This window comes from Pleomorphomonas oryzae DSM 16300, assembly GCF_000422965.1.
Taxonomy (GTDB): domain Bacteria; phylum Pseudomonadota; class Alphaproteobacteria; order Rhizobiales; family Pleomorphomonadaceae; genus Pleomorphomonas; species Pleomorphomonas oryzae.
The window spans coordinates 73,972-96,980 of sequence record NZ_AUHB01000018.1; the positions used below are offsets into that span (position 1 = coordinate 73,972).

Consider the following 23,009-nt stretch of genomic DNA (forward strand, 5'->3'; position numbering starts at 1 on the left):
GCGGAAAGCACATCATGAGCGATGTTACCCTCAGGGACGTGAGGAAGTCCTTCGGTGCGGTCGAGATCATCAAGGGCGTCGATCTCGACATCAAGTCGGGCGAGTTCGTGGTCTTCGTCGGTCCGTCGGGCTGCGGCAAGTCGACGCTGCTGCGCATGATCGCCGGCCTGGAGACCATCACCGCCGGCGATCTGGCCATCGGTGGCGACCGGATGAACGAGGTGGATCCGTCGCAGCGCGGAATCGCCATGGTGTTCCAGTCCTATGCCCTCTATCCGCACATGACGGTGCGCGAAAATATGGGCTTTGCGCTTCGCTTCGCCGGTCTGCCCAAGGCGGAAATCCGCAAGCAGGTCGACGAAGCCGCGCGTATCCTGGAACTCGAACCCTTGATGGACCGCAAGCCGAAGGCACTCTCCGGTGGTCAGCGCCAGCGCGTCGCCATCGGTAGAGCCATCGTCCGCCATCCCAAGGTATTCCTGTTCGACGAGCCGCTTTCCAACCTCGATGCCGAGCTGCGCGTTCACATGCGCATCGAGATCGCCAAGCTGCACCGCGATCTCGGCGCCACCATCATCTACGTGACGCACGATCAGGTGGAAGCGATGACGCTGGCCGACAAGATCGTCGTCCTGCGGTCCGGCGTCGTCGAACAGGTCGGCGCGCCACTCGAACTCTACGACAATCCGGCCAACCTGTTCGTCGCCGGCTTCATCGGCTCGCCGAAGATGAACTTCCTGAAGGGCGTGGTCGAAGGCGGCAGCGCCGGCCGTGCCGACATTCGCCTGCCCGATTTCGGCGGCGCCGTGGTGCCCGTGGCGCTGAAGGGCGAGCTGCCGGCCGCCGGTTCGCCGGTCACGCTCGGCATCCGTCCCTCGCAGTTCACCGAAACAGGCGATGCCGCCCTGCCTGTCACCGTCGACATGCTGGAGCATCTCGGCTCGGAAACGCTGATCTACGCCCGCTCGACAGCCTCCGATCTCGTCACCATCGCCAGCCAGAGCCGGTCGAACATTGCCATGGGCGACACAATGATCGCCCGCTTCCCGTCGTCTGGCGCGCTGCTGTTCAGCGCAGATGGTAAACGCATCTACTGACGATTTCCTCCGTCGTCAGCATAGCAAGGCCGGGCATCCCCAAGGGGATCCCGGCCTTCGCTGTTATGAGTTGTCTTTACTTAAGTTCAACGACAAGGCCCCATCACCGCCGGCCGTTCCACCGAAAGAAGATCATCCACCTGCTCCTTAAAAAGCTTGCTTACGCCCATTTTCCTAAGCTGCAAGAAAGCCTCTCCGAAGCCTTGCGGTCCGGTACACTGTTGCTTGAGTTGCGCAAGATGACTATCGGCGGTAGCCGCCTCGAGGGCTTGCTCTCCGGCGCTTTCGGCCCGACTAACGATCTCCCGCCGAGTAATGGGTTCGATCGAGTTTCGCTCGGCAAACTCGCCAATTCGGCTTATGGCCGACATCAACGATGAGCGCGTTTCGTCGTCATTAATTTGACAGACTTCATTTGCGGCGAGAAGCATAACATAAGTTTCCAGCACACACATTACCGCACCACGACCACTCCTATCCTCCGTCATGGTGCTAACTTTCCCACCGATTCGTTCTTGTTGAACGATAACTTTCCCCTTAAGCGTAAACTCTCGCGTTTCTACACCATCGACTACTTGCCAAGGTGTACTGGCAGAAAGCTCGTTGAATTCATCGCGGGGCTGAGCCGAGGCAACGCCGCCTGTTGCCAAGCTCGCAAGAACGGCGACGATCACACCCATACGGAACATGCGACAACCCCGTCGGCGCCCTCCCGAAAGCCGAAAGGGCAACATTCCGAGTCTATTTAGCTCTGCGGATGGGTGCGCGCAATAATTGCAGGAATCGGGACCTAGATAACTTTAGGGAGCCTGCACTTTCATTCCGAAAAGACCGGAAGAGGATCTCGAGCTGCTTCTCAGAGTCGATCGGCCGCAGCCGTCACCGTCACCAGCGCGGGAACACCGCCACGATCGGCGGCGCGCACCCAGGCGGCGCCGGACTGGTCCAGCGCCGAGGCGACGCGCACGTAGGCGTCGGTCGGACAGGTGTCGTTTCCTGCATCGAAGCCCACCCAGCCGAGGCCGGGGATCAGCGCCTCCGCCCAGGCGGCGAGCGCGCCGGTGGCCGTCTCCTCTTCCTGCCAGAGATAGCCGGAGACGAAGCGGGCGGGCAGCGACAGGCCGCGCGCCGTGGCGATGAACAGGTGGGCGAGATCAACAGGCGTCCCGCGCGCCTCGGCGAGCACCTCCTCGGCGGCAACCTCGCGCACGCCGCTGAGTTCGGCCGGGGCGGCGGCAAGCGCCTCGACCTCCAGATGGATGAGGCTCATTAGCGTGTGACAGAGATCGAGCGGCGTACCGTCGGACTGCGCTTTCGCCTTCTCCGCGAACGACATGATGGCTGGCGTGCGCAGGGTGACGCGCGTCTCGCGCAGGAAGACGGCCGGCGGAATGCGGTCAAGCGGCGCGCCCTGCAATACGCCGGTGGTATCGTCCACCTCCACCTCGCCCTCGGCGGCGATGGCCACCTCGTCGAGCGGCCCCTCGATGGCACAGTCGTGGACGACATTGCCGAAGGCATCAGACGAGCGCCCCTGGCGGCAGTCGCCGGTGATGTCGAGATGCCAGGCCCGCACATACTGTCCATCGAAGGTGCGCGGACAAAGGTGCAGCGACCGGCTGGCCAGCGTGACCGGCTCGTCGTAGCGGACGACGATGTCATGACGGATGCGCAACCGCATCGGCTTACCCCAGGTATTGCTCGGCGATGGTGTCGCCGAGACTGGCGTTGTCGAGGATGAAGCGCTCAAGGAATTCCTTGAGGCCGATGGCGAACAGGCCGGACAGCGTTGTGTCCTGCAATTGGCTCAGCAGCATGCGCGCCTTGCGCTGGCTCGCCCCTTGCCGGCCATAGTCGCGCGACAGGCTGTCGAGATTGATCATGATGTTCTCGTAGCAGGACACCAACGAGCGCGGCATTTCGGCCTTGAGGATGAGGAATTCGGCGACCAGATTGGGCTTCAGGTTGTCGCGGTAGACCCAATGATAGGAGGTCAGCGCCGATACCGAGCGCAAGATCCACGACCATTGGAAATAGTCGGCACTGCCGCCGAGCGACGGTCTGGTGGGATCGAGCACGTCCGCCTTCAGTGCCAGCACGCGGGCGGTGAAATCGGCGCGCTCGATGAGGGTGCCAAGACGCAGAAAATAATAGGCGTCGTTCCTCAGCATCGTCCGGTAGGCCGAACCGTCGAAACGCAGCGATAGTTCCTTCACCCGCGACAGGAAGTCCGACAGTTCCTGCCGCGTCAGGTTGGGACTGTTGACGCCTCGCGTCTCCATCCAGCCAGAGTTGATGGTCTCCCACATGTCCATGGTCAGCGCCGTTCTGACCGAGCGGGCGTTGGCGCGGGCGATATCGAGACAGCTGCGGATCGACGAGGGATTGGCCGACGAGAAGGCGAGGTAATCAACGACAGTGCGCTGTGTCGCCTCATCATGCTGCTCGTGAAAGCGGTCGAGCGTACCGGTGCCGTCGACGGCCATCTCCCATTCGTTGCGGCCGCCGTCGGCAATGATAGGCGTGGCGGAAAGGCGGGTGGCGGCCTCGATCAGCCGGGCGGTGTTTTCGGCGCGCTCGACGTAGCGGGCGAGCCAGTAGAGGCTGTCGGCGTGGCGGCTCAGCATGATGTCAGCCCCCCGCCTGAGATTGCGACTGGGAGAGGCCGGCCGATGGAGGTGCGCTATCCGCCGGATCTTCGATGATCCAGGTGTCCTTGGTGCCGCCACCCTGGCTGGAGTTGACCACCAGCGATCCGTCCTTCAGTGCCACACGGGTGAGTCCTCCGGGCACGATGCGCACCTTGTCGGCGCCAGTCAGCACGAAGGGACGCAGGTCGATATGGCGCGGAGCAATGCCTTCGCCAACGAAGGTCGGCGAAGTGGAAAGCGCCAGCGTTGGCTGGGCGATGAAGCCGTCGGGATCGGCGACAAGCCGGGCGCGGAAAGTTTCGATCTGCTCCTTGGTCGACTTCGGGCCGACCAACATGCCATAGCCGCCCGAGCCCTGTACTTCCTTGACCACCAGTTCCGGCAGATGGTCGAGCACATAGCGGAGACTGTCTGGCTCGCGACAGCGCCAGGTCGGCACGTTCTTCAGGATCGGCTCCTCGCCTAGATAGAAGCGGACGATCTCCGGCATATAGGTGTAGATGGCCTTGTCGTCGGCGACACCCGTGCCAACGGCATTGGCGAGCGTCACATTGCCAGCACGGTAGGCCGAGATGAGGCCTGGGATGCCGAGCACCGAATCCGGCCGGAAAACCATGGGATCGAGGAAGTCGTCGTCGATCCGGCGATAGATGACGTCGACACGCTTCGGCCCGCGCGTCGTACGCATGTAGACCACCTGATCGAGCACATAGAGGTCACGTCCCTCCACCAACTCCACACCGAGCTTGTCGGCCAGGAAGGAATGCTCGTAATAGGCCGAATTGAGCGGCCCCGGCGTCATCAGTACGACGGTCGGCTCGGCCGGCGCGGAGATCGGCGCCAGCGAGCGCAGCGAGGCCAGGAGTTCGTCGGGATAGTTATCGACCGGCTGGATACGCGTTTCGGCGAACAGATCCGGGCAAAGACGCATCTGCACGTCGCGGTTCTCCAGCATGTAGGAGACGCCGGACGGCGTGCGGGCGTTGTCTTCGAGGACGTAGAAGTCCTTGTCGTCGGTGCGAATGATGTCGATGCCGGCGATCTGCACATAGACATCGTGCGGCAGTTTGAGGCCGACCATTTCCGGACGGAAAGCGGGGTTCTGATAGACGAGATCGGCCGGCACGATGCCAGCCCGAACGATGTCGCCGGCTCCATAGACGTCGGCGAGGAAGCGGTTGAGCGCCGTCACGCGCTGCGTCAGCCCTCTCGAAAGGGTCGCCCATTCGCTGCCGGTCAGCACGCGCGGCACGATATCGAAGGGGATTATGCGCTCCTCGGCTTCCGCATCGCCATAAACGGCAAAGGTGATTCCGATCCTCCGAAACAGAAACTCTGCTTCTTTTTGAAGGCGTTTGAGATTTTCTGGGTCGGAACTGTCGAGCCAGGCCTGGATGGTTCTATAGGCGGGGCGGACACCCTGCCCGAACCCGTGCATCTCGTCGAAAGCCGGCAATCCCGTTCCTCCGCCGTTTCCTCGGCATCGCTGCCATTGATGAATTAAGCGGCAAACCGACAGGAAGGGCAAGAAACATCATGGAGCAAACCGGGGAGGCATTTGCCCATAGAATGGGCAATGCGACCCAGATCGATAATGCCTGGAACCTTTATGAATCTTGAGGGTTACCAGTTCCCACAATCAATCTGGGAAGGAAGCCGATTATGAAAACACATATTCTTTCGGTACTGCTCCTCACCGCTGCGTTCCCTCTCGCCGCCGCTGCGCAGAATGCGACGACGAGCCCTGGCGGAGCGACCTCCGCACAGCAGGCCACGCCTAGCGTGACCCCGGCTCCTGCCGACGGCAGCAATTCCAAGATGGGCAGTGGCGCCTCGACGGATAGCGGCTCTGCGATGAATAACAACACCATGCCCTCCACGCAGACGGCATCCGCCTCCGGCGAGACCTTCGTCACGCTGCCTGAGACCGGCGCCTGGCGCGTCAGCGATCTGCAGGGGAAGACGGTCTACGCGTCTGATGGCGCCAACATTGGCGAAATCAACGACGTTCTCGTCAGCCAGGACGGCAGTATCAACGCCGTGATCATCGGCGTCGGCGGCTTCCTGGGCATTGGCGAAAAGGACGTGGCGGTCAATATGAGCGCCCTTGAGCTTGGACCGGGCGACACGCAGGCACAGGCAGACGCCGCGTCCAAGGCTCTGCCCAATACCACCGGAGCGACGGGCGCTACCGGAGCGACCGGCACCACCGGAATGGATGCGACCGGTACCGCCGGAATGGGCACCAGCGGTGCCACCGGCACGGGAGCAGCCGGCACTGCTGCAACGACACCCGACCAGTCCGCCACCAATATGGCTGCCAACAATAACGGCGCCAAGATCGGTAAAGACGGCCTTCCGGACCGCATCATCCTCAACGTGACGCGCGATCAGCTTGAAAAAGCGCCGGCCTTCAAAGGCGTACGCGGCGAACAGAACAAGTAAGGCATAATCGACCGGAAATCGGCCCCGCAAATTATCGCGGGGCCTTTTTCATTTCGACACCTCGGAATACGTTGGGGCGTTGTTTCGTCCCCATGTCCATGTCGCAAAAGTCGACCGAGTCCTTTGGGCATACGGGCAGCACATGATCTTCAGCTAAAGTCGGCTTCGTTGCGAATCCTGTGTTTTACAGGATGTTAGTCCGCTACACGCTCAGCCTATTTGGCAACCACTCGGGAAATTGTAGGAACGACAAAGCAAAAGTGGATCGCTCGATAGCGCACACGCGCCCAGGAAAAGGAAACGATATCGAGCCGAAACGGATCAAACTATGTAGATACTCGGGAACAATCCCGAACTACACGGGTTGATGGGGCCCTTAACAAACCTAGAAAGGGAACCAACATGAAAACTCGTCTTCTTCCCGTGCTGCTTCTCACCGCCACCTTCCCGTTCGCTGCGCTCGCCCAGACCAGCGGCTCGGGTACCGGTGGGTCTTCCTCCAGTGACCAGGGCACTACCAATCCGAGCGGTACTGGCGGAACCTCGTCGTCCAGCAACAACAATGATGGCACGACCAACAATGGCACCACCAGTCCGTCCGGCACCGGTGGCACCTCATCCTCCAGCAATAACAATAGTACCAACGGCTCAGGCCTGAGCACCAGTGCGCCAGGTACGGGGGGCACCTCAGCGCCGACGTCATCCTCCGGAGCGTCGTCTGACACCAGCGCGAACTCCAACGCGAACGGTAGCGGCACCGGTGCTCTGAGCACTAGCGGTTCCGCCGGTACGGCCAGCGCCGAAACGATGGTGACAATCCCCGGCGCCGCCGCTGTGACGGTCGCCGATCTTCGGGGCAAGACCGTCTATGGCGTCGACGGCTCCAGCCTCGGCCAGATCAATGAAGTGCTTGCAAGCGCCGACGGCGCCGCAAACGCTGTCGTCATCGGCGTCGGCGGAAAGAATGTGGTCGTAAGCCTCAGCTCGCTGCAGATGGCACCGAGCCAGGCGACCGGCGCGACCAGCACCGACATGTCGTCGAACAGCGCCGGTACCTCGTCCGCCCAGGCAAATACAGCTTCGGCAAGCGACGGCCGGATCGTGCTCAATATGACGCGCGAACAGCTCGACCAGGCTCCGGCGTACACGGGCTCGATGGCACCCTGACGTTACGCCCTACTTAGCTTCGGCCTCCGCAGATACTCTGCGGGGGCCAAAGCATATCTCGGCAGTCGGCTTATGAACGGTCACTGTCGATCGGCGCATCGAAGCTGAGACCCTACCAAAAGCGTTATATACACTATGGAATAACGCAACGATTTGTGCTTGGAAGATCGGACCGCAGTCCGCTCCAAGGAAAATCCAATGCATATCGCAGGCCGCTTCAAGCCACTGATGAGCGCCGCTCTCATCATGGGTAGCCTCTTCCTTTCATCATCGGCCTGGGCCGATAACGTGGTCACTGACCAAATCGGCCGTACCGTTCACGTCCCTGACACGGTCCACCGTGTGGTGATCTTGCAGCATCAGACCCTCAACATCGCCGTTCAGCTCGGCGAAATGGATAAGGTGGTCGGGGTTCTGGAGAGCTGGAAGAAGCAGCTCGGCGCCAATTTCGTTCGCCTGGCCCCTGCCCTGCCCAAGCTGCCGACGCCCGGCGATCTCACCAAGGTGAATATCGAGGACCTGCTGAGCCTCAAGCCCGACGTGGTGTTCGTCACCAGCTATGCGCCCGCCGACATGATCAAGCAGATCGAAAGTGCGGGTCTGCCCGTCATCGCCATCTCGATGATCGACGTCCCGCCCGAGGAAGCGGTGAAGCTGAACCCGACGGTCAAGGACGAACCGGCGGCAATCGATTCCGGCTTTGCCAAAAGCGTGCGGCTGATTGCCAACGTGCTCGACAATAAGGACCGGGGCGAAGCCCTGATCACCGCCGCCACCCAGAGCCGCAAGCTGGTGTCCGAGCGGCTTGCCGGCATTGAGCCGGCCCAACGCGTGCCTGTCTACATGGCCAACCCCGACCTCTATACCTACGGGCGCGGCAAATACACCGGCCTGATGATGGAGCGGGCCGGCGCGCACAACGTCGCCGACAGCGTTACGGGCTACACCCAGGTGACGATGGAAGACGTGCTGAAATGGAACCCGGCCGTCATCTTCGTGCAGGAGCGTTATCCCACGGTCATCACGGACATCAAGACCACGCCGGCCTGGTCGACCATTGACGCGGTCAAGAATGGTCGGGTCTACCTGATGCCGGAATATGCCAAGGCCTGGGGCCACCCGATGCCGGAGGCCATGGCGCTCGGCGAACTCTGGATGGCCAAGACCCTCTATCCCGAACGCTTCGCCGATATCGACATGCAGGCCAAAGCCGACGCCTACTATCGCCAGTTCTATGGCGTCGACTACATAGCCCCGGCGCAATGAGGCTCTCGACTGGCTCTGGCCGGCCATCGCATCTCACCACCACGGGACTCGTCCTGCTGGTGGTGCTGGCCGCGGTGGCCGCGCTCGGTGTCGGCCGATACGGCATTCCGCTCGCCCGCGTCGTCGACATCATGTTCGCGCCGATCATCTCGCCGGCCACGCCGGTGAGCGCCACCGAGGCGAATGTCATTTTCACCATTCGCCTGCCGCGCATTCTTCTGGCTCTCTTGTCGGGCGCCAGCCTGTCGCTGGCCGGTGCGACATTGCAGGGTGTGTTCCGCAATCCGCTGATCGGCCCCCAGGTCATCGGTGTGTCGTCTGGCGCCGCCTTTGGCGGCACGGTGGCCATCCTGTTCGGTGCCACGCACATCGGCCTGCTCGGCTCGGCTTTCGCCTGCGGCGTCGCGGCGATCGTTCTCGTCTACGCCCTCAACGACGTCATCGCCCGCCGCAACATTCTGGCCCTGGTGCTGGCCGGTGTGGTGATCAACGGCTTCTTCACGGCGCTGGTCAGCCTCGTGCAATATGTCGCCGACAGCGAGGACACTTTGCCGACCATTGTCTTCTGGCTGATGGGCAGCTTTGCCACGGCGGACTGGGACAAGCTCACCCTGGTCGCCGCCCCGATGCTGATCGCCTGCGGGCTGCTGCTGGCCTTGCGCTGGCGGATCAACATCCTGTCGCTCGGCGACGAGGAGGCGCGCGCGCTTGGTGTCAAGGTCGAGCACCTGCGCTGGTTCGTGCTCCTCCTGGTGACGGTGGTGGTGGCGGGCCAGGTGGCGGTCAGCGGCATCATCGGCTGGATCGGCTTGGTGGTGCCCCACATGGCGCGTATTCTGGTGGGACCCGACCATCGGAGCCTGTTGCCGGCCTCGTTCCTCATCGGCGCCTTGTTTCTGCTGATCATCGATACGGTGGCGCGCACCGTCACGGCGACGGAAATCCCCTTGGGCATCCTGACGGCGCTGATCGGCGCCCCGGTCTTCGCCATTCTCCTGCGCAAAACCGAAAGGGGTGGTCATGATGGATGACGGTGCCCTCCTCACCATCGAGGCGGCGAGCCAATCCTATGACGGCAAGCGCTGGCAGTTTCGCAACCTCGACCTGTCGCTGCGCGCCGGCGAAATCACCGCCGTGCTCGGCCCCAACGGCCGGGGAAAATCCACCCTGCTCCGCGTATTGGCCGGCCTGCTGACGCCGACCACCGCCCGCCGGCTCGACCTCAATCCCCGCACAGGCTTCGTGCCGCAGGCCTATTTCGGCTCGTTTCCCTACACCGTGCTCGACGTGGTGCTGATGGGCCGCGCCCGCCACATCGCGCTGTTCCGCATGCCCGGCAAGGACGACGTCGAAAAGGCGATGGCGGCGCTGGACGCCACCGGCATGGCCGATTTCGCCGGGCGCGGCATCGACGCCCTCTCCGGCGGCGAGCGCCAGCTGGTGCTGATCGCCCGCGCCCTGGCCGGCGACAACGCCGTTCTGCTGCTCGACGAGCCGGCCTCCGCGCTCGACCTCAAAAATCAGGATGCTGTGCTGACGCTACTCAGCGAGTTGGCCGACCGGCACCGCATCGCCATCGCCTTCACCACGCATCAGCCGAACCACGCCATAACCGTCGCCGACAACGCCCTCATCATGCTGGAGGGCGATACCCTGTTTGGGCCGATTGGCGATGTGCTGACGGAGGCCAATCTGAAGGCGCTCTATGGCCTGCCGGTCGTCGCCGTGCCGCTCGGTCGCGGCGGAGCGCGGCGCAGCGCCTTCGTGCCGCTTTATCGTTCTCGTGACGACGGAGGTGTCCATGACTGAGCCGTTTTCGCCCATTCGGGTTTTCGCCGCCGGCAGCCTGCGCCACGCCCTCCCGGCGATCATCGAAGCTTTTAACGACGAAACCGGCCTCGCCGCCTCGCTGTCACTAGGGCCGGCCGGGCTATTGCGGGAACGCATCGAAGCCGGTGAGCCGTTCGACCTGTTTGCTTCGGCCAACATGGCCCATCCCCACAGGCTTGCGGCGACAGGGGTTGCTGAGGCGCCAACCTGCTTTGCCCATAATCGGCTCTGCGTTATAGCGCGGGCCGAGCTGGGCCTGACCGAGGCAAACTTCCTATCGGTCCTTGCCAACCCTTCGCTCAGGATCGGCACCTCCACGCCGGGAGACGATCCGGCCGGCGATTACGCCTTCGAGATGCTCGACCGCGTCGAGGCAGAGCGGCCGGGTCTTGGCCTCAAGCAACGCGCCCGGCAACTGGTCGGCGGCCGTAACACGCCCCCGCTGCCGCCGAACCGGGGATCGGGATGGGCCGTCACGGAAGGATTGGTCGACCTGATGGTCAGCTACTGGTCGAACGCCCGTCTGTCCGCCGACGATCCGGCCTTCAGCATCGTCGCCGTCCCCCCGGCCCTGGCCCCGGCAATCGACTACGGAGTGGCGCTCGCTGCCGGCGCTGGCGAAGGCCCGCGGCGACTACTGGGTTTTCTGTTGTCGGATCGCGGCCGGTCTATCCTGATTGCCACCGGATTCCAGCCCGCGTCACGGGACCGCGGTCTCAGATGAGTTGAAGGCCCTTCAGGCTGGCATGGCCATCGCGACCGATGATGATGTGATCGTGCACGGCAATGCCGAGCGGCGTGGCCGCATCGATCACCTGCTTGGTCATGGTCACATCGGCCCGCGACGGTGTCGGGTCGCCCGACGGATGGTTATGGACCAAAATGACGGCCGTGGCCGCCAGCTCCAGCGCCCTCTTCACCACCTCGCGCGGATAGACCGGCGTATGGTCGACGGTGCCGGTCTGCTGAACCTCGTCGGCGATCATCTGGTTCTTCTTGTCGAGGAACAGCACGCGGAACTGCTCGCGATCCTCGTAGGCCATCGCCGTCCGGCAATAATCGATCACCGTCGACCAGGACGACAGGACCGTGCGCTTCACCACGCTCGACCGGGCAATCCGGCGCGACGCTGCGTGCACCACCTTGAAGTCGAGGATGGTCGCCTCGCCAATGCCCTTCACCGTCTTGAGGCGAGCCTCCGAAGCGCCGATCACCTCGGCGAACGAGCCGAACGTGGCCAGCAATTGCTTGGCAAGCGGCTTGACGTCCTGACGGGATATCGAGCGGAACAGGATGAGTTCCAACAGCTCGTAGTCGGCGATCGCCTCATCACCGGCCGTACGGAAGCGCTCGCGCAGTCGCTCGCGGTGGCCGGTGTAGTGCGGCGGGTTGATCTTGCCGTCCTGAAGCTCGCCCATGGTCGATTCCGTTCTAGCCTAAGCCAGCCTAGCAGATTTGGCCGTCATACTGACAGCGTCGAGGCAAACGGCATGCTCCTCTCTCCGGGACAATCCGAAGGGAGAATCTCAATGTCCATTTCGTCTCTTAACGCCCTCGCGAACCGTCTCGAAGCGATCTCGGCCGCCTACGCCGCCACCTACACCATCGACCGGAGCGGAGACTGGTTTCTTCTAAAGGTGCAGGAGGAAATGGGCGAGATGACACAGGCTTGGCTCACCCGAACCGGCCGTTCGCGCCGCGATGAAGACGACGGAGCGGCCCAGCTGGCCGCGGAAGTCGCCGACGTACTCTGCCAACTCATGCTGTTCGCCCGCGCCGCCGGCGTCGATCTTGACGCGGCGGTGCGGGAGAAGTGGCTTCGCTGGGAGCCCGTCTATGGTCTGGAACGCTAGAACGCAGCAATCGCCGCATCGAGCGCCGTCCGCTCCCGATCGGCCTTCGCCTGCGCCTCGGTCCGCGTAGCCTCGGCCTCCTCGATCGCCTTTTCGGTGCGCGCGAGCTTGGCGATGTAGGACTTGGCACTGTCAGAGGTTTCCGGCAACGCACCCAGGTTGGCACGGATGCGCTCCTGCTCGTCCGACTGCCGCTTGACGGTCTGTTCCGCCTTGTCGATGGCACGCTGAGCGTCGGCGACGCGCGTCTTGATGGCGGCGAGTTCCTTAAGCTTGCTGGCCATCGCCGGGTCGATGTCCTTCGTTGAGGCGTAGATTAGCAACGATTCCGCATCGGTGTCTGTGAGGCTAATCTCGAACGAGTCAGGCTGTGTTTCAGTCACCTTAATGTTCTTGCTTACCCCAGCTTGGACGCTGGTCTTGAGACGAAGCCGACCTGGTTCATCAGACACAACCTCAGCATCGGTGATCACTTCGGTCCCGGTAAACCGGGGATAATCAATCATCACTGTGCGCGCCTCATTCTTGGGCGCAGTCAGATGATAGAGGGTAGTAGTGACGATCGAACGCCGCACGGTCATAGTGCCGCCGCGACCGGAAAGGCCGATGATTGTGATCTTCTGCTGCCGATCGCTGGCAACTCGCGTCTTGGGATCGGCTGCAAAAGCGGCGAAACGCTTCTCGCCTGGCGGTATGCCAGCCACCTGGGCATCGCCGAGATAGCCGTCCTTTCCATAGACGGTGAAGATACCCGGCGGCACACTCTTGCCTGTGGTGTTGGACAGAAACACCGCCGCCTGCGGCGTCGGGCTGCTGTCCATCCGCCATAGCGAGACAAGGTCGGCATCGAGATCCGCGTCAATAATGGGCACGGTCAGCGTCGTTCCTGCCTTCAGCGTCACCGGTTGTGGCAGCGTGAAGGAGACCCCAACATCGCCTTCCACAGAAATAGCCTCCGGGCCGGGCGATGGCTCGGCAGGTGCCGGAGCGGCTTGCGCACGCAATTCCTTCGCATCTAGCTGCGCCTCGCCTGGAAGATCGGCCATATCCTCCATTGAGCCCTCTATAGCGCCGCCCATCGGCGCACCATCGATCATCGGATTGATCGCCCCGCCCGGCAGCAGCAGCGGTGCCTCGCGCCTTTCGCGCCAGTACATGTCGACGAGCCGCTGCTTGAGGGCCACCGGATTGGCCGACGACAGCGTCAGCTCAACACCGTTCCAGTCGTCGCCACTGCCGTTCTCTAGCACCGCCCAACCCTGCACGCGGTATTTGCCGCCGTCGGCCGGCACGATGCGATAGGCCGCCTTCCAAACTGGTGCCGCCACCACATAGGATAGCCGCACCGTCCGGGCGCCCTTGCCCGTCGTTTCGATGCTGAGGGTGCGGAAATTGGTGTCGGCCGCGGTGCGGACGGCGGTGATCGCCGCGTCGAGACGCGCTTGCAAATCCTTGTCGGCAAAGGTGATGCCGGCGCCGGGGCCGAGCAACACTTCAGCGAAACTGCCATCTTCCTGACGTAGCGTCACCGCCGGTAGCTCGATCGGCTGGCCTTCGGTGGCGCGCGGCACCTTGCCGACGCCAAGAATGACACCGCTCGCCTTGTGGCCGGCACCATCGTCGATGGTCGCGGCATAGCCGGTCAAGGCGGCGGCGATACTGGCGGTGGAGGCGAGATCCTCGCGCTTCAGCGGCAGGCGCTTGAACGCCTCGGCAACGGCATTGGCACCATCGAGCGTGACCGAAACAATCGACCCCTTGGGATCGCTGACCAGAAGGCTTTTGAGAACATCGTCGGCCTGGTCGGCGGGGATTTCCAGCGCCAGATGGCTTTCCCCTTCCGCAAGATCGACGTTGCGGACGATCTCGGCCAAGCCGCCCGACGACAACAGCACGGAGCCAACCTTGTCGGCGGCGGTAGCCGCCGCAACGAAGACAAAAGACGACGCGCCGACAAGAAGCGCGGCGGCAAGCGGCATAGATTTCACGTTGATCTCCCCCGAGACACGGTTGCATCCGATGGCGGCGATCCTGCTCCAAGAATGCGCTGGCGCGAAGACCGACCTGTGGCGGCTCTGCGGCTTCTCAGCGCCAATTAGGGGGAACTGCGCTTGACAGGATCAGCCGGTCGCGGCGACCTATCGCCAATCCAAATCGAGAGACCACGGCCCCGTCATGATCCACTACAATCTGCACTGCGCCGCCTGCGGCCATGACTTCGACGACTGGTTCGGTGGCAATGCCGACTGGGAAGCCAAGAAGACCGAGTATGCCTGTCCGTCCTGTGGTGTCGCGCGGATCGAGAAGGCGCTGATGGCGCCCAGCCTCGGCGCCGCCAAGGCTTCCTTCGCAGCCGAACCGGCCTGCAACCCTTCGACCTGCAGCAACCCTGGCTGCCCGATGGCCGCGGGATTCTAGATGGGGAAATTCGTTCGTCTGAAGCCGCTTGCCGGCAGTTATGCCATTTCGCAGCTGGCCTCGTCCGCCCAGATCCCCGCTTGGGCGGACGGCGACGGTTTCGTCAGCATAAGCCGCACCGAAGACGAACTATCAATTGTCTGCCTGGAAGATCGGGTGCCCCTGGGCATCCGAACGGATGGCGGCTGGTCGGCCTTCAAGCTGGAAGGCCCGTTTGCCTTCGATGAGACGGGCGTTCTTCTATCGGTCATCGAGCCGCTGTCAGCCAACGGCATCGGCATTTTCGCCGTATCGACATTCGATACCGACTATCTGCTCGTGAAAACCGCCGACGCGACAAAAGCCTGCGCGCTTCTCGGCGCAGCAGGACACAGCTTTGTCTGAGATGTCAGGCCACCTTGAGCGGTGGCTTGAACAGCCCCTTCGGCGACAGCGTGAAGATCTCGCAACCCGAGTCAGTGACGCCAACGGCATGTTCGAACTGCGCCGACAGCGAGCGGTCGCGGGTCACCGCCGTCCAACCGTCGGACAGCACCTTGACGTGCGGCCGGCCAAGATTGACCATCGGCTCGATGGTGAAAATCATGCCCGGCTTCAGCACGGGCCCCTCGCCCTTGCGGCCGTAGTGCAGGATGTTCGGCGTGTCGTGGAACAGCTTGCCGACGCCATGGCCGCAAAAATCGCGCACCACCGAACAGCGCTCACTCTCGACATATCTCTGGATGGCCTCACCGATATCGCCGGTGGTATTGCCCGGCCGGACGGCGGCGATGCCGCGCATCAGCGACTCATGGGTCACTTCGATCAGCCGCTCGGCCGCCCGCTTGATGGCCCCGACGCCATACATGCGCGAGGAATCGCCATGCCAGCCATCGACGATGAAGGTGACGTCGATGTTGACGATATCGCCTTCGCGCAGAGGCTTGTCGTCGGGAATGCCATGACAGACCACGTGGTTGATCGAGGTGCAGACCGACTTGGTATAGCCGCGATAATAGATGGTGGCAGGCAGCGCGTCGTGATCGCGGCCATAGCCATAGACGAAGTCGTCGATCGCCTGGGTGGTCACGCCCGGCTGCACGAACTCCACCAGCTCATCGAGGCAGGCGGCCGTCAACTGGCAGGCCTTGCGCATGCCGTCGAAGTCGGTAGCGTTGTAAAGGCGAATATCCCCGGTGTTGCGCAACGGAGCGACCGCCGCGTCGACGTAATTGATCATTGGATCAACCAACCTCAGTCTGGCATTGGAAGCCGCACGGCTTCGCGTTTTCGTCGTCATATACCCAAGCGCCGCGAGAAGTACATGCTTGCAGCTCATTCTGTCAGAAAACGCTCCGGATTTCGATTCCCGCCGTCGTGACCTCGGCGCGAACCACCAGCATTTCCACGCCAACGGCGCGGGCCGCCTGCGCCGCCGCGGCATAAGTTGGATCGATATCGGCGGCGAGCTCGAACCGGTCGCAGTCGCCGCGCTGCACCAGATAGAGAAGCACCGCCCGTGCGCCCATTTCGACCATGGCCGCGAGTTCTGCAAGGTGCTTTGCCCCCCGCGCGGTAACCGCATCGGGAAACTCGGCGACTCCTAGTCGACGCGACAGGGTGACGGACTTTACTTCGACATAGCAGTGGGGGCGTCCCTCCCCCTCCAGCAACATGTCGACGCGGCTACGTGCCCCGTAGGGCACCTCGCGGCGGAGCGTTTCGTAACCGACAAGCTCTGGAATGCGCCCCTCGGCGATCGCCTCGGCGACGATGCGATTGGAAAGGCCGGTGTCAATGCCAACCAGCGCGCCGCCCGCCTCGACCAGTTGCCAACTCCAGGCCAGCTTGCGCTTCGGATCGCTGGAGCGGGCGAGATAGACGCGAGAGCCAGGCGTCGCCAGACCGAGCATGGAGCCGGAATTGGCGACGTGGGCGATCACCGCCTCGCCGCTATCCAGAAGACAGTCGGCGAGGAAGCGTTTGTAGCGGCGAACGAGCCGGCCGGAGGTGAGCGGAACGGGAAAACGCATACCGCTTGCTCCCCGTTCTGGTCAGTGTCGTCAAGGCGTAGCCTGCGCCTCCACGGCAGTCGACGCGGTGTCCTGCGGAACAAGGCGGTCGAGAATGTCCTTGGCGACCGGCTTGTAATCGTCATTGAAATGATGGCCGCCTGGATGGACCAGCAGGCTGAAGCCCTTGTCCTTCGGAAGACGGGTACAGGCCGTCTCGTCGTCCTCACTGCCGTAGATGCACTGCACCTTGGTCGGCTCGATCTTCAGAAGGTCCGGCAACGTCGACGGTCCGTTCGGATCGGTCTTGGCGCCAAGAATGCCGGACACCTGGATCTCGAACTGCCGCGCCCCGGTAAAGGCGAGCAGCGACACGAGATTGACGCTGGCCTTGTGGTCGTCGGGCAGCGCCTGATAGATCGCCGGCAGCGCATCGGCGCCGAACGAATAGCCGACCAGCGCCACCTTGTGGACATTCCACTTCTTGGCATAGGCATCCATGACCTTGGCGAGGTCGTCGGCGGCGTCTGCCGGATCGATGTCGTTCCAGAAGTAGCGGAGCGAGTCGATACCGACCACCGGCACCCCCGCCTTGGCGAGATAGCCGCCGATCTCGGCGTCGATGTCGCGCCAGCCACCGTCGCCGGAGTAGATGATCACCATGGTGTCGTGCGTTGCCGTGGCGGGCACCAGGGTGATCGGGATACCGGCCAGCGGCGAGCCATTGTCATCGGTCTTGACCAGTTGGTCGTAGACGGCGCCGTCGAGCGTCCGCTCGGTGCTTTTGGCGCTCTTGGCGGTGGCTATGGCAAAGCCGGACCCCACCAGGTCACCGACATGGGCGGCGCCGGCCGCATCGGCGGTCCGGGTCAGATAGACGTCAATCGGATCCGGCAGATGCCCCTTCTGAAGATCGTAAACCCAGCCGTTGCCATCCGCAGCCTTGACGTGCTTGGCCTCGCTGCACAGCTCCTTGTGCAGCGGCAGCGCGGCCCGCGGATCGACGGCTATGGTGCGGCCGATCGTCGCATCGGGCGACTGGGCGGCCAGCGCCAGAGCAAAGGTGCCGCCCAAACCGTTGCCGACGATCAGCGGCGAATGATAGCTGTCGACGTCCAGCACGCGCTGGATGTTCTGGCTGACCTGCTCCATGTCGGAGACGAAGTAGACGCAGTCGTCGCTGAGCTTCTCCGCCTTGGCAAAGGTGGCAGGCGTATCGATGCCGACAACCACGGCCCCGCTCGCTGCATAGCGGCGAGCCGTGACGCGATCCCAGAAGCCGTAGCCGCCTTCACCGGACAGCAGATAGACGAGGCCGGTCGGTTCCTTGCGCGGTGTAATCACCTCCGCGATGCCAAGGGTATCCGTCTTGTCGGCTGGCAGATGGGGGAAGAGATAGAGGAAGGCACTCGTCGCGATACCGACCACCGTGAGGAGGCCGATCATGACGAACAGTATCAGTCGCTTCATTTGGAAACGGCTCCCTTGAGGCCGCCGGAGATGACGAAGGTCACATCGGCAAGGGCCAGTAGCGGATTGAGGCCGCCGGCCACCGCCATGTAGCGCTGCCGCCAGACCGGATCGAACTTGGTCTTGAAGGCGCGCAGACCGTGAAAATTGTAGAAGGCGTTGCCGTGCTCGAAGGCGGCACGGCCGAGCTTGTGCCAGAGCGGCGCCAGCGGACTGTCGGAAAGACCAGCGAGCGGCGCCATGCCGAGGCTGAACGTCGCGAAACCAGCCGCCTTGAAGTGCAGCAGGACACGGGTGAACAGCAGCTCCATGGTGCCGTTGGACGATTTGGGCGTGAAGCGCATCAGATCGATTGCCGCCTCCCGGCCGTCACCAGAAATCATCAGCGTCGCAAAGGCGAAGATACGCCCAGCCTTCTTCAACACCGCCACCGGCTGCGACACGACATAGCCAGATTCGAAGGCGCCCATCGAAAAGGCCTTTTCCTTGGCCTTGCGCGCCTTCAGCCAGCTTTCCGACACGGCGGTGAGCTCGTCAAGAATGGCCGGCACGCCTTCCGGCGGCACCACCTCGAAGACGACGCCGTCGCGCTCGGCCTTGTTGATGGCGTTGCGCAGGTTGCCGCGCCGCGTGCCCTTGATGTCAAAGGCGGCAAGATCGACGACCGCCTCCTCGCCGAGCTTGAAGGCGGAAAGACCGGCGTCGGCATAGAGCGAAAGGCTCTCGGCCGGCACCTGATAGAACACCGCGCGCCCGCCATGGGCGCGGGCGGTCTCGATGAACCGCCAGATCAGTTCGCGCCGGCCTGCCTCGGCACCGACGGGATCCCCGAGGGATATCCAGGAGCGGCCGCGCTTGGCATACATCAGGAAGGCAGCACCGTCGTCGGAGAAGATCAGGTTCTTGTCGCCCATCCTGACGAGGTTGGCCGACGCGTTGTCGGTGCCGGCAAGAATGGCGACGGCGCGGGCCGTGTCCTCGGCGTTCGGCGGCTCGATACGGCCGGACGGCGGCCGGATCAGCAACCAGGCGGCCACGGCGGCGGTCGCAAGTCCGATGCCGACGGCGGCGCGCAACGAACGAGGAGCGGCTTCCGACATCTCGAACTGCCACCAGAGATCGTGGCTATAGGGCACTTCCTTGTAGACGAAGAACAGAATGCCGGTCGCAAGTGCCAGAACGCAGGCGATGCAAAGCCACCAGGCCGGGCTCAGCCGGTCGTGCAGCAGCGAAGCCGGCCGCGTGTAGAGATGTCGGCTGGTGACCAGCCCGACGATCAGAATGACGAACAGCACCGCCTCGCCCACCGCGAGCGCCTTGAGCAGGGCGAACGGAATGGACATGGCGGTCAGCCCCATCGCCAGCCACCACGCACCATCGAGCCGGTGAACCAGACCTCGGCCAGCAACAATCATGAAGACGCCGAGTATCGAACCGATGAAATGCGCGCCCTCGACCAGCGGCAACGGAATGAAGGCGTCCATCAGGTCGAGGCGGGTATCGGCGGGTGGCGTCACGCCAGAGAATACCAGCATGGCGCCAAGCACGATGGCGAGGGTGCCGAGCATGATCGGCGCAATGCCGGACACCGCCGCCATCAGCGCCGGACTCGCCATGGTGGCTCGGCGCGCCTCGCTGATCGTCATCGCGAGAACCGCCACCACGAGCGGCGCCACGTAGTAGATGATGCGGTAGAGCAGTAGCGCCGAGATGACGCCGTCGATCGGCAGGCGCGTGCCGAGCGCGCCGACCACGATGGTTTCGAAAATACCGACGCCGCCCGGCAGATGGCTGAGCACACCAGCGCCGATCGCCACCGAAAACACGGCAAGCACCGTCGTGAAAGAGACATCGCCCTCCGGCAGCAGCACGTAGAGCACCGCGGCGGCGCAGGCGACATCCACCGAAGTGGCGATCAGCTGGGAAACGATGTCGCGCGCACTCGGCAGCGCAACGGCACGGCCGAACACCGTCACCGAACCGTGCCGCATGGACGAAAACAGCAATACCGCCGCAACGCCCGCCAGCATCAGAAGGCCAATGCCGCGCACCGTGGCACCGGGCATGCTGATCAGCGAGGCGAGGTCCGGCCCGGAAATGGTCAGCCCCAGGCCGGCCACGAAAGCGAGACCGAAACCGAAGGCGGCGGCCACATAGGCGACCACCTTGGCAATGGCCTCCGGCTCCAAACCGAAGGGCGAATAGAAGCGATAACGGACGGAACCGCCGGTCAGCGGGCCAAATCCGGCAATGTTGCCGACGGCGTAAGCACAGAAGCTGGCCAGCGCCACCAGCCGGTAAGGCAGCCGCGCGCCGGCGAAGCGAAGCGCGTGCACGTCGTAGATGGAAAGCGCCAGGAAGCTACCGCTGGTGAACAAGAGGGCAAGGCCCACGCGCGACCAAGGCGTATCCTCGATCGCAGCGATAAGGTCTTCGTAATCGACATCCGACAAGAGGCGCGACAGCGCCAGCACCGACAGGCCGACAATCAGCAGTGCCACCACAGCGACGATGACCGGCTTCAGCCGCGCGAAGCGGCCGGGCTGGATGGTGGAGGCCTCGGGAGGCTCCGTTGGAACTGCAGCGAGCATAATCAACCTAAAAGAATGAAAATCGGAGCGGCGCACCGCAACCGACGCCTTATGTTGTGCGATTGCGTCAATCCAACGGCGGGTTGGGCGAGCCTATCTTTAATTCCGCGTAATGTTGGCGATTGTTTCAAGATCGGGAATCCTCGACAACAGAGCGACGATTCCAAAGGCTTGCACATTCATGACAGCTCAGTCCCCCACCGCCGCCGTCCTGATCATCGGCGACGAGATTCTTTCCGGCCGCACGCGCGATAGCAACTCCGGCCATATCGCCGCCTTTCTGACTGAAATCGGTATCGATCTCAAGGAAATCCGCGTTGTTCCCGACGAGGAGGACCGCATTGTCGCAGCGCTCAATGCGCTGAGAGCGGCTTTCACCTATGTCTTCACCACCGGCGGCATTGGGCCGACCCATGACGATATCACCGCCGACGCGGTGGCCAAGGCGTTCGGCGTCGCCGTGGAACATCACCCCGACGCGATCAAGATCCTGCAGCAGCACTATGTGGCTCCGGAGGAACTCACCGAGGCGCGGCTCCGTATGGCGCGCATTCCGGTCGGCGCGACATTGGTCGACAACCCGGTCTCCAAGGCGCCCGGCTTTCACATCGGCAATGTGTTCGTGATGGCCGGCGTGCCGAAGATCATGCAGGCCATGCTGCTCAACATCGAGAAAGAGCTTGAGGGTGGCGTGCCGGTGCAGTCGGTCACCATCGACTGCCCATTCGGCGAAGGAGTGATCGGCACCGCGCTCGGCGAGGTAGCCAAGGCGCATCCGCTCGTTTCCATTGGCAGCTATCCCATCCTTGCCGCCCGCAATTTCTCGACCAAGCTGGTGATCCGCTCGCGCGAGCCGGCAGCGCTCGAAGCCGCCAAGACGGCGGTGGAAGCCATGCTGGCGGAAATCGCACGCGACAAAGCCGGGGATAGCACTCTCACCGACTATTGAAATCGACACGAAACAGGCATTTGAGAAAGCCCGACGCTTGATCTCGTGAGGATCGCCATCATGTCTCCGCAAGACGCCCAACCGCTCGCTCCCAAGGCCTTCCCTGTTTCCTGGGATCAATTTCACCGCGACGCCCGGGCGCTCGCCTGGCGGCTTGCCGGCCTTGGCGAATGGAAAGCCATCGTCTGCATCACCCGTGGCGGACTGGTTCCGGCAGCCATCGTGGCGCGCGAGCTCAACATCCGCATCATCGAGACGGTCGGCATTGCCTCCTATCACGACTACACATCGCAGGGCGAACTGCAGATCATCAAGAAGGTAAGCCCCGATGTCGTCGACCTTGAAGAGGGTCAAGGCGCCAGCGTGCTGATCATCGATGACCTCGTCGACACCGGCAAGACCGCCCGCATCGTTCGCGACATGCTGCCCAAGGCCCATTTCGCCACCGTTTATGCCAAGCCGAAAGGCCGCCCGCTGGTCGATACCTTCATCACCGAGGTTAGCCAGGATACGTGGATTTATTTCCCCTGGGACCTGGGTTTTGCCTTCCAGCCACCCATTTCCCGGCAGGGCAATGATTGATCTGCTAAAAATTTATTCACCATGTAAATAACTGATTCGCAGTCTTTTAAGGCGGCTAAACCGACTTCCGGTTGTCCGCCTTAGAAAGGCGCGGCCTGATTCTCGCCGCATTTTTCCCTGTTTTGAGCCTTCGTCGCTGATCGCCGATAACCGCCGGTGGTCCCTATGGAGGCTCGTCCGCGCTGCCAACGCGGGTTTAAACAGGATTGACTGCATGCAATTCAAAACAAGCGCCACCCGCGCTTTTTTCACGGCCGCTATGGCGGTCGCGTTTTTTCACCAGGCGGCGCCCGCGCAAGCTCAATGCGGCAAAGCGTCCTGGTATGCCGAGCGCGGACGCACCGCGAGCGGCGAACGCATGAATGTGGGCGCTCGCACCGCAGCCCATCGCACCCTGCCCTTTGGTACCCTCGTCGAGGTAGAAAACCTCAGAAACGGCCGCACCGTGGTGGTGCGCATCAATGATCGCGGCCCATTCGTCAAGGGCCGGGTGATCGACCTGTCACGCGGCGCCGCCAGCGAGATCGGCCTCGTCAGCTCCGGTACGGCCAGCGTCCGTGTGTCGGTGCTCGACGGAAAAGGTGTGGCCGCGCCAGCCGTGTGCGGCTGAATTTTCCCAACGGAAGACGGCGCTTCCAATCCAAGGAGCGCCGTCCGCCTCAGTCCGTGGCGATCAGGGCTTGACCCGCCGCCCGCCGC

Annotated in this window: 23 protein-coding genes; 13 read left to right on the forward strand and 10 right to left on the reverse strand. The window is 63.1% G+C overall.

Features of this window, described 5'->3' with window-relative positions:
• Positions 1–14: 14 nt before the first annotated feature.
• Positions 15–1,097, forward strand: a complete 1,083-nt coding sequence (locus G522_RS0121980; RefSeq protein WP_026792876.1) for an ABC transporter ATP-binding protein — start codon at positions 15–17, stop codon at positions 1,095–1,097.
• 86 nt (positions 1,098–1,183) lie between these two features.
• On the opposite strand, the gene G522_RS0121985 is transcribed toward G522_RS0121980, so the two are convergent.
• The 4 genes from G522_RS0121985 to G522_RS28200 form a co-directional block, all read right to left on the reverse strand.
• Complete coding sequence (locus G522_RS0121985) at positions 1,184–1,786, reverse strand: hypothetical protein (protein WP_026792877.1); 603 nt, start codon at positions 1,784–1,786, stop codon at positions 1,184–1,186.
• Positions 1,787–1,953: 167 nt separating this feature from the next.
• On the reverse strand, positions 1,954–2,778 hold the full coding sequence (locus G522_RS28195; RefSeq protein ID WP_051229061.1) for a transglutaminase family protein: 825 nt from the start codon (positions 2,776–2,778) through the stop codon (positions 1,954–1,956).
• Between the two features lie 4 nt (positions 2,779–2,782).
• Complete coding sequence (locus tag G522_RS0121995) at positions 2,783–3,724, reverse strand: alpha-E domain-containing protein (protein ID WP_026792878.1); 942 nt, start codon at positions 3,722–3,724, stop codon at positions 2,783–2,785.
• Between the two features lie 4 nt (positions 3,725–3,728).
• Positions 3,729–5,186 (reverse strand): circularly permuted type 2 ATP-grasp protein, encoded by a 1,458-nt coding sequence (locus tag G522_RS28200; protein ID WP_051229075.1) that lies wholly within the window; start codon positions 5,184–5,186, stop codon positions 3,729–3,731.
• 224 nt (positions 5,187–5,410) lie between these two features.
• On the opposite strand from G522_RS28200, the gene G522_RS29260 reads away from it, so the two are divergent.
• The 6 genes from G522_RS29260 to G522_RS0122030 all read left to right on the forward strand — a co-directional run bounded on the left by G522_RS29260 (position 5,411) and on the right by G522_RS0122030 (position 11,180).
• The gene (locus G522_RS29260; protein ID WP_026792879.1) at positions 5,411–6,193 is read left to right on the forward strand and encodes a PRC-barrel domain-containing protein; all 783 of its coding nucleotides are present in this window, start codon (positions 5,411–5,413) and stop codon (positions 6,191–6,193) included.
• Between the two features lie 402 nt (positions 6,194–6,595).
• Positions 6,596–7,360, forward strand: coding sequence for a PRC-barrel domain-containing protein (locus tag G522_RS0122010; protein ID WP_026792880.1), 765 nt, complete (start codon positions 6,596–6,598; stop codon positions 7,358–7,360).
• 198 nt (positions 7,361–7,558) lie between these two features.
• On the forward strand, positions 7,559–8,626 hold the full coding sequence (locus G522_RS0122015) for an ABC transporter substrate-binding protein (protein ID WP_051229063.1): 1,068 nt from the start codon (positions 7,559–7,561) through the stop codon (positions 8,624–8,626).
• Positions 8,623–9,657, forward strand: a complete 1,035-nt coding sequence (locus tag G522_RS0122020) for a FecCD family ABC transporter permease (RefSeq protein ID WP_051229065.1) — start codon at positions 8,623–8,625, stop codon at positions 9,655–9,657. The genes G522_RS0122015 and G522_RS0122020 overlap by 4 nt, the downstream gene beginning before the upstream one ends.
• Positions 9,647–10,435, forward strand: a complete 789-nt coding sequence (locus tag G522_RS0122025; RefSeq protein ID WP_026792883.1) for an ABC transporter ATP-binding protein — start codon at positions 9,647–9,649, stop codon at positions 10,433–10,435. Before G522_RS0122020 ends, G522_RS0122025 begins: the two co-directional genes overlap by 11 nt.
• Entirely contained in the window at positions 10,428–11,180 is a 753-nt protein-coding gene (locus G522_RS0122030; RefSeq protein WP_026792884.1) for a substrate-binding domain-containing protein, read from the forward strand. The genes G522_RS0122025 and G522_RS0122030 overlap by 8 nt, the downstream gene beginning before the upstream one ends.
• On the opposite strand, the gene radC is transcribed toward G522_RS0122030, so the two are convergent.
• Positions 11,173–11,874, reverse strand: coding sequence for a RadC family protein (gene radC, locus G522_RS0122035; RefSeq protein ID WP_026792885.1), 702 nt, complete (start codon positions 11,872–11,874; stop codon positions 11,173–11,175). The two genes, G522_RS0122030 and radC, sit on opposite strands and share 8 nt — an antisense overlap.
• 111 nt (positions 11,875–11,985) lie before the next feature.
• On the opposite strand from radC, the gene G522_RS0122040 reads away from it, so the two are divergent.
• Positions 11,986–12,309 carry a nucleoside triphosphate pyrophosphohydrolase family protein gene (locus G522_RS0122040; RefSeq protein WP_026792886.1) on the forward strand — a complete coding sequence of 108 codons (324 nt, stop codon included), beginning with the start codon at positions 11,986–11,988 and terminating at the stop codon, positions 12,307–12,309.
• Here the strand turns inward: G522_RS0122040 and G522_RS0122045 are convergent.
• The gene (locus tag G522_RS0122045) at positions 12,306–14,288 is read right to left on the reverse strand and encodes a DUF4139 domain-containing protein (RefSeq protein WP_026792887.1); all 1,983 of its coding nucleotides are present in this window, start codon (positions 14,286–14,288) and stop codon (positions 12,306–12,308) included. The two genes, G522_RS0122040 and G522_RS0122045, sit on opposite strands and share 4 nt — an antisense overlap.
• Before the next feature lie 196 nt (positions 14,289–14,484).
• Between G522_RS0122045 and G522_RS0122050 the strand changes: the two genes are divergently transcribed.
• Together G522_RS0122050 and G522_RS0122055 are read left to right on the forward strand one after the other, a co-directional pair.
• Positions 14,485–14,727, forward strand: a complete 243-nt coding sequence (locus G522_RS0122050; protein WP_026792888.1) for a DUF1178 family protein — start codon at positions 14,485–14,487, stop codon at positions 14,725–14,727.
• Positions 14,728–15,111: an ACT domain-containing protein gene (locus G522_RS0122055; protein WP_026792889.1), complete on the forward strand. Its 384-nt coding sequence runs from the start codon at positions 14,728–14,730 to the stop codon at positions 15,109–15,111.
• 4 nt (positions 15,112–15,115) lie between these two features.
• Here the strand turns inward: G522_RS0122055 and map are convergent, their stop codons facing one another.
• From map to mprF, 4 genes are all read right to left on the reverse strand, one after another.
• Entirely contained in the window at positions 15,116–15,946 is an 831-nt protein-coding gene (gene map / locus G522_RS0122060) for a type I methionyl aminopeptidase (protein ID WP_026792890.1), read from the reverse strand.
• A 103-nt stretch (positions 15,947–16,049) separates the two neighbouring features.
• Positions 16,050–16,739 (reverse strand): DNA/RNA nuclease SfsA, encoded by a 690-nt coding sequence (gene sfsA, locus G522_RS0122065; protein WP_026792891.1) that lies wholly within the window; start codon positions 16,737–16,739, stop codon positions 16,050–16,052.
• Positions 16,740–16,769: 30 nt separating this feature from the next.
• Positions 16,770–18,188 carry an AcvB/VirJ family lysyl-phosphatidylglycerol hydrolase gene (locus tag G522_RS0122070; protein ID WP_051229067.1) on the reverse strand — a complete coding sequence of 473 codons (1,419 nt, stop codon included), beginning with the start codon at positions 18,186–18,188 and terminating at the stop codon, positions 16,770–16,772.
• Positions 18,185–20,779, reverse strand: a complete 2,595-nt coding sequence (gene mprF, locus G522_RS28210; protein ID WP_084633336.1) for a bifunctional lysylphosphatidylglycerol flippase/synthetase MprF — start codon at positions 20,777–20,779, stop codon at positions 18,185–18,187. Before mprF ends, G522_RS0122070 begins: the two co-directional genes overlap by 4 nt.
• Positions 20,780–20,960: 181 nt before the next feature.
• On the opposite strand from mprF, the gene G522_RS0122080 reads away from it, so the two are divergent.
• The 3 genes from G522_RS0122080 to G522_RS0122090 all read left to right on the forward strand — a co-directional run bounded on the left by G522_RS0122080 (position 20,961) and on the right by G522_RS0122090 (position 22,920).
• On the forward strand, positions 20,961–21,728 hold the full coding sequence (locus tag G522_RS0122080; RefSeq protein ID WP_026792893.1) for a competence/damage-inducible protein A: 768 nt from the start codon (positions 20,961–20,963) through the stop codon (positions 21,726–21,728).
• Positions 21,729–21,788: 60 nt separating this feature from the next.
• Positions 21,789–22,310 (forward strand): xanthine phosphoribosyltransferase, encoded by a 522-nt coding sequence (gene gpt / locus G522_RS0122085; protein ID WP_026792894.1) that lies wholly within the window; start codon positions 21,789–21,791, stop codon positions 22,308–22,310.
• Positions 22,311–22,524: 214 nt separating this feature from the next.
• On the forward strand, positions 22,525–22,920 hold the full coding sequence (locus G522_RS0122090; protein ID WP_026792895.1) for a septal ring lytic transglycosylase RlpA family protein: 396 nt from the start codon (positions 22,525–22,527) through the stop codon (positions 22,918–22,920).
• The last annotated feature ends 89 nt before the right edge of the window (positions 22,921–23,009 follow it).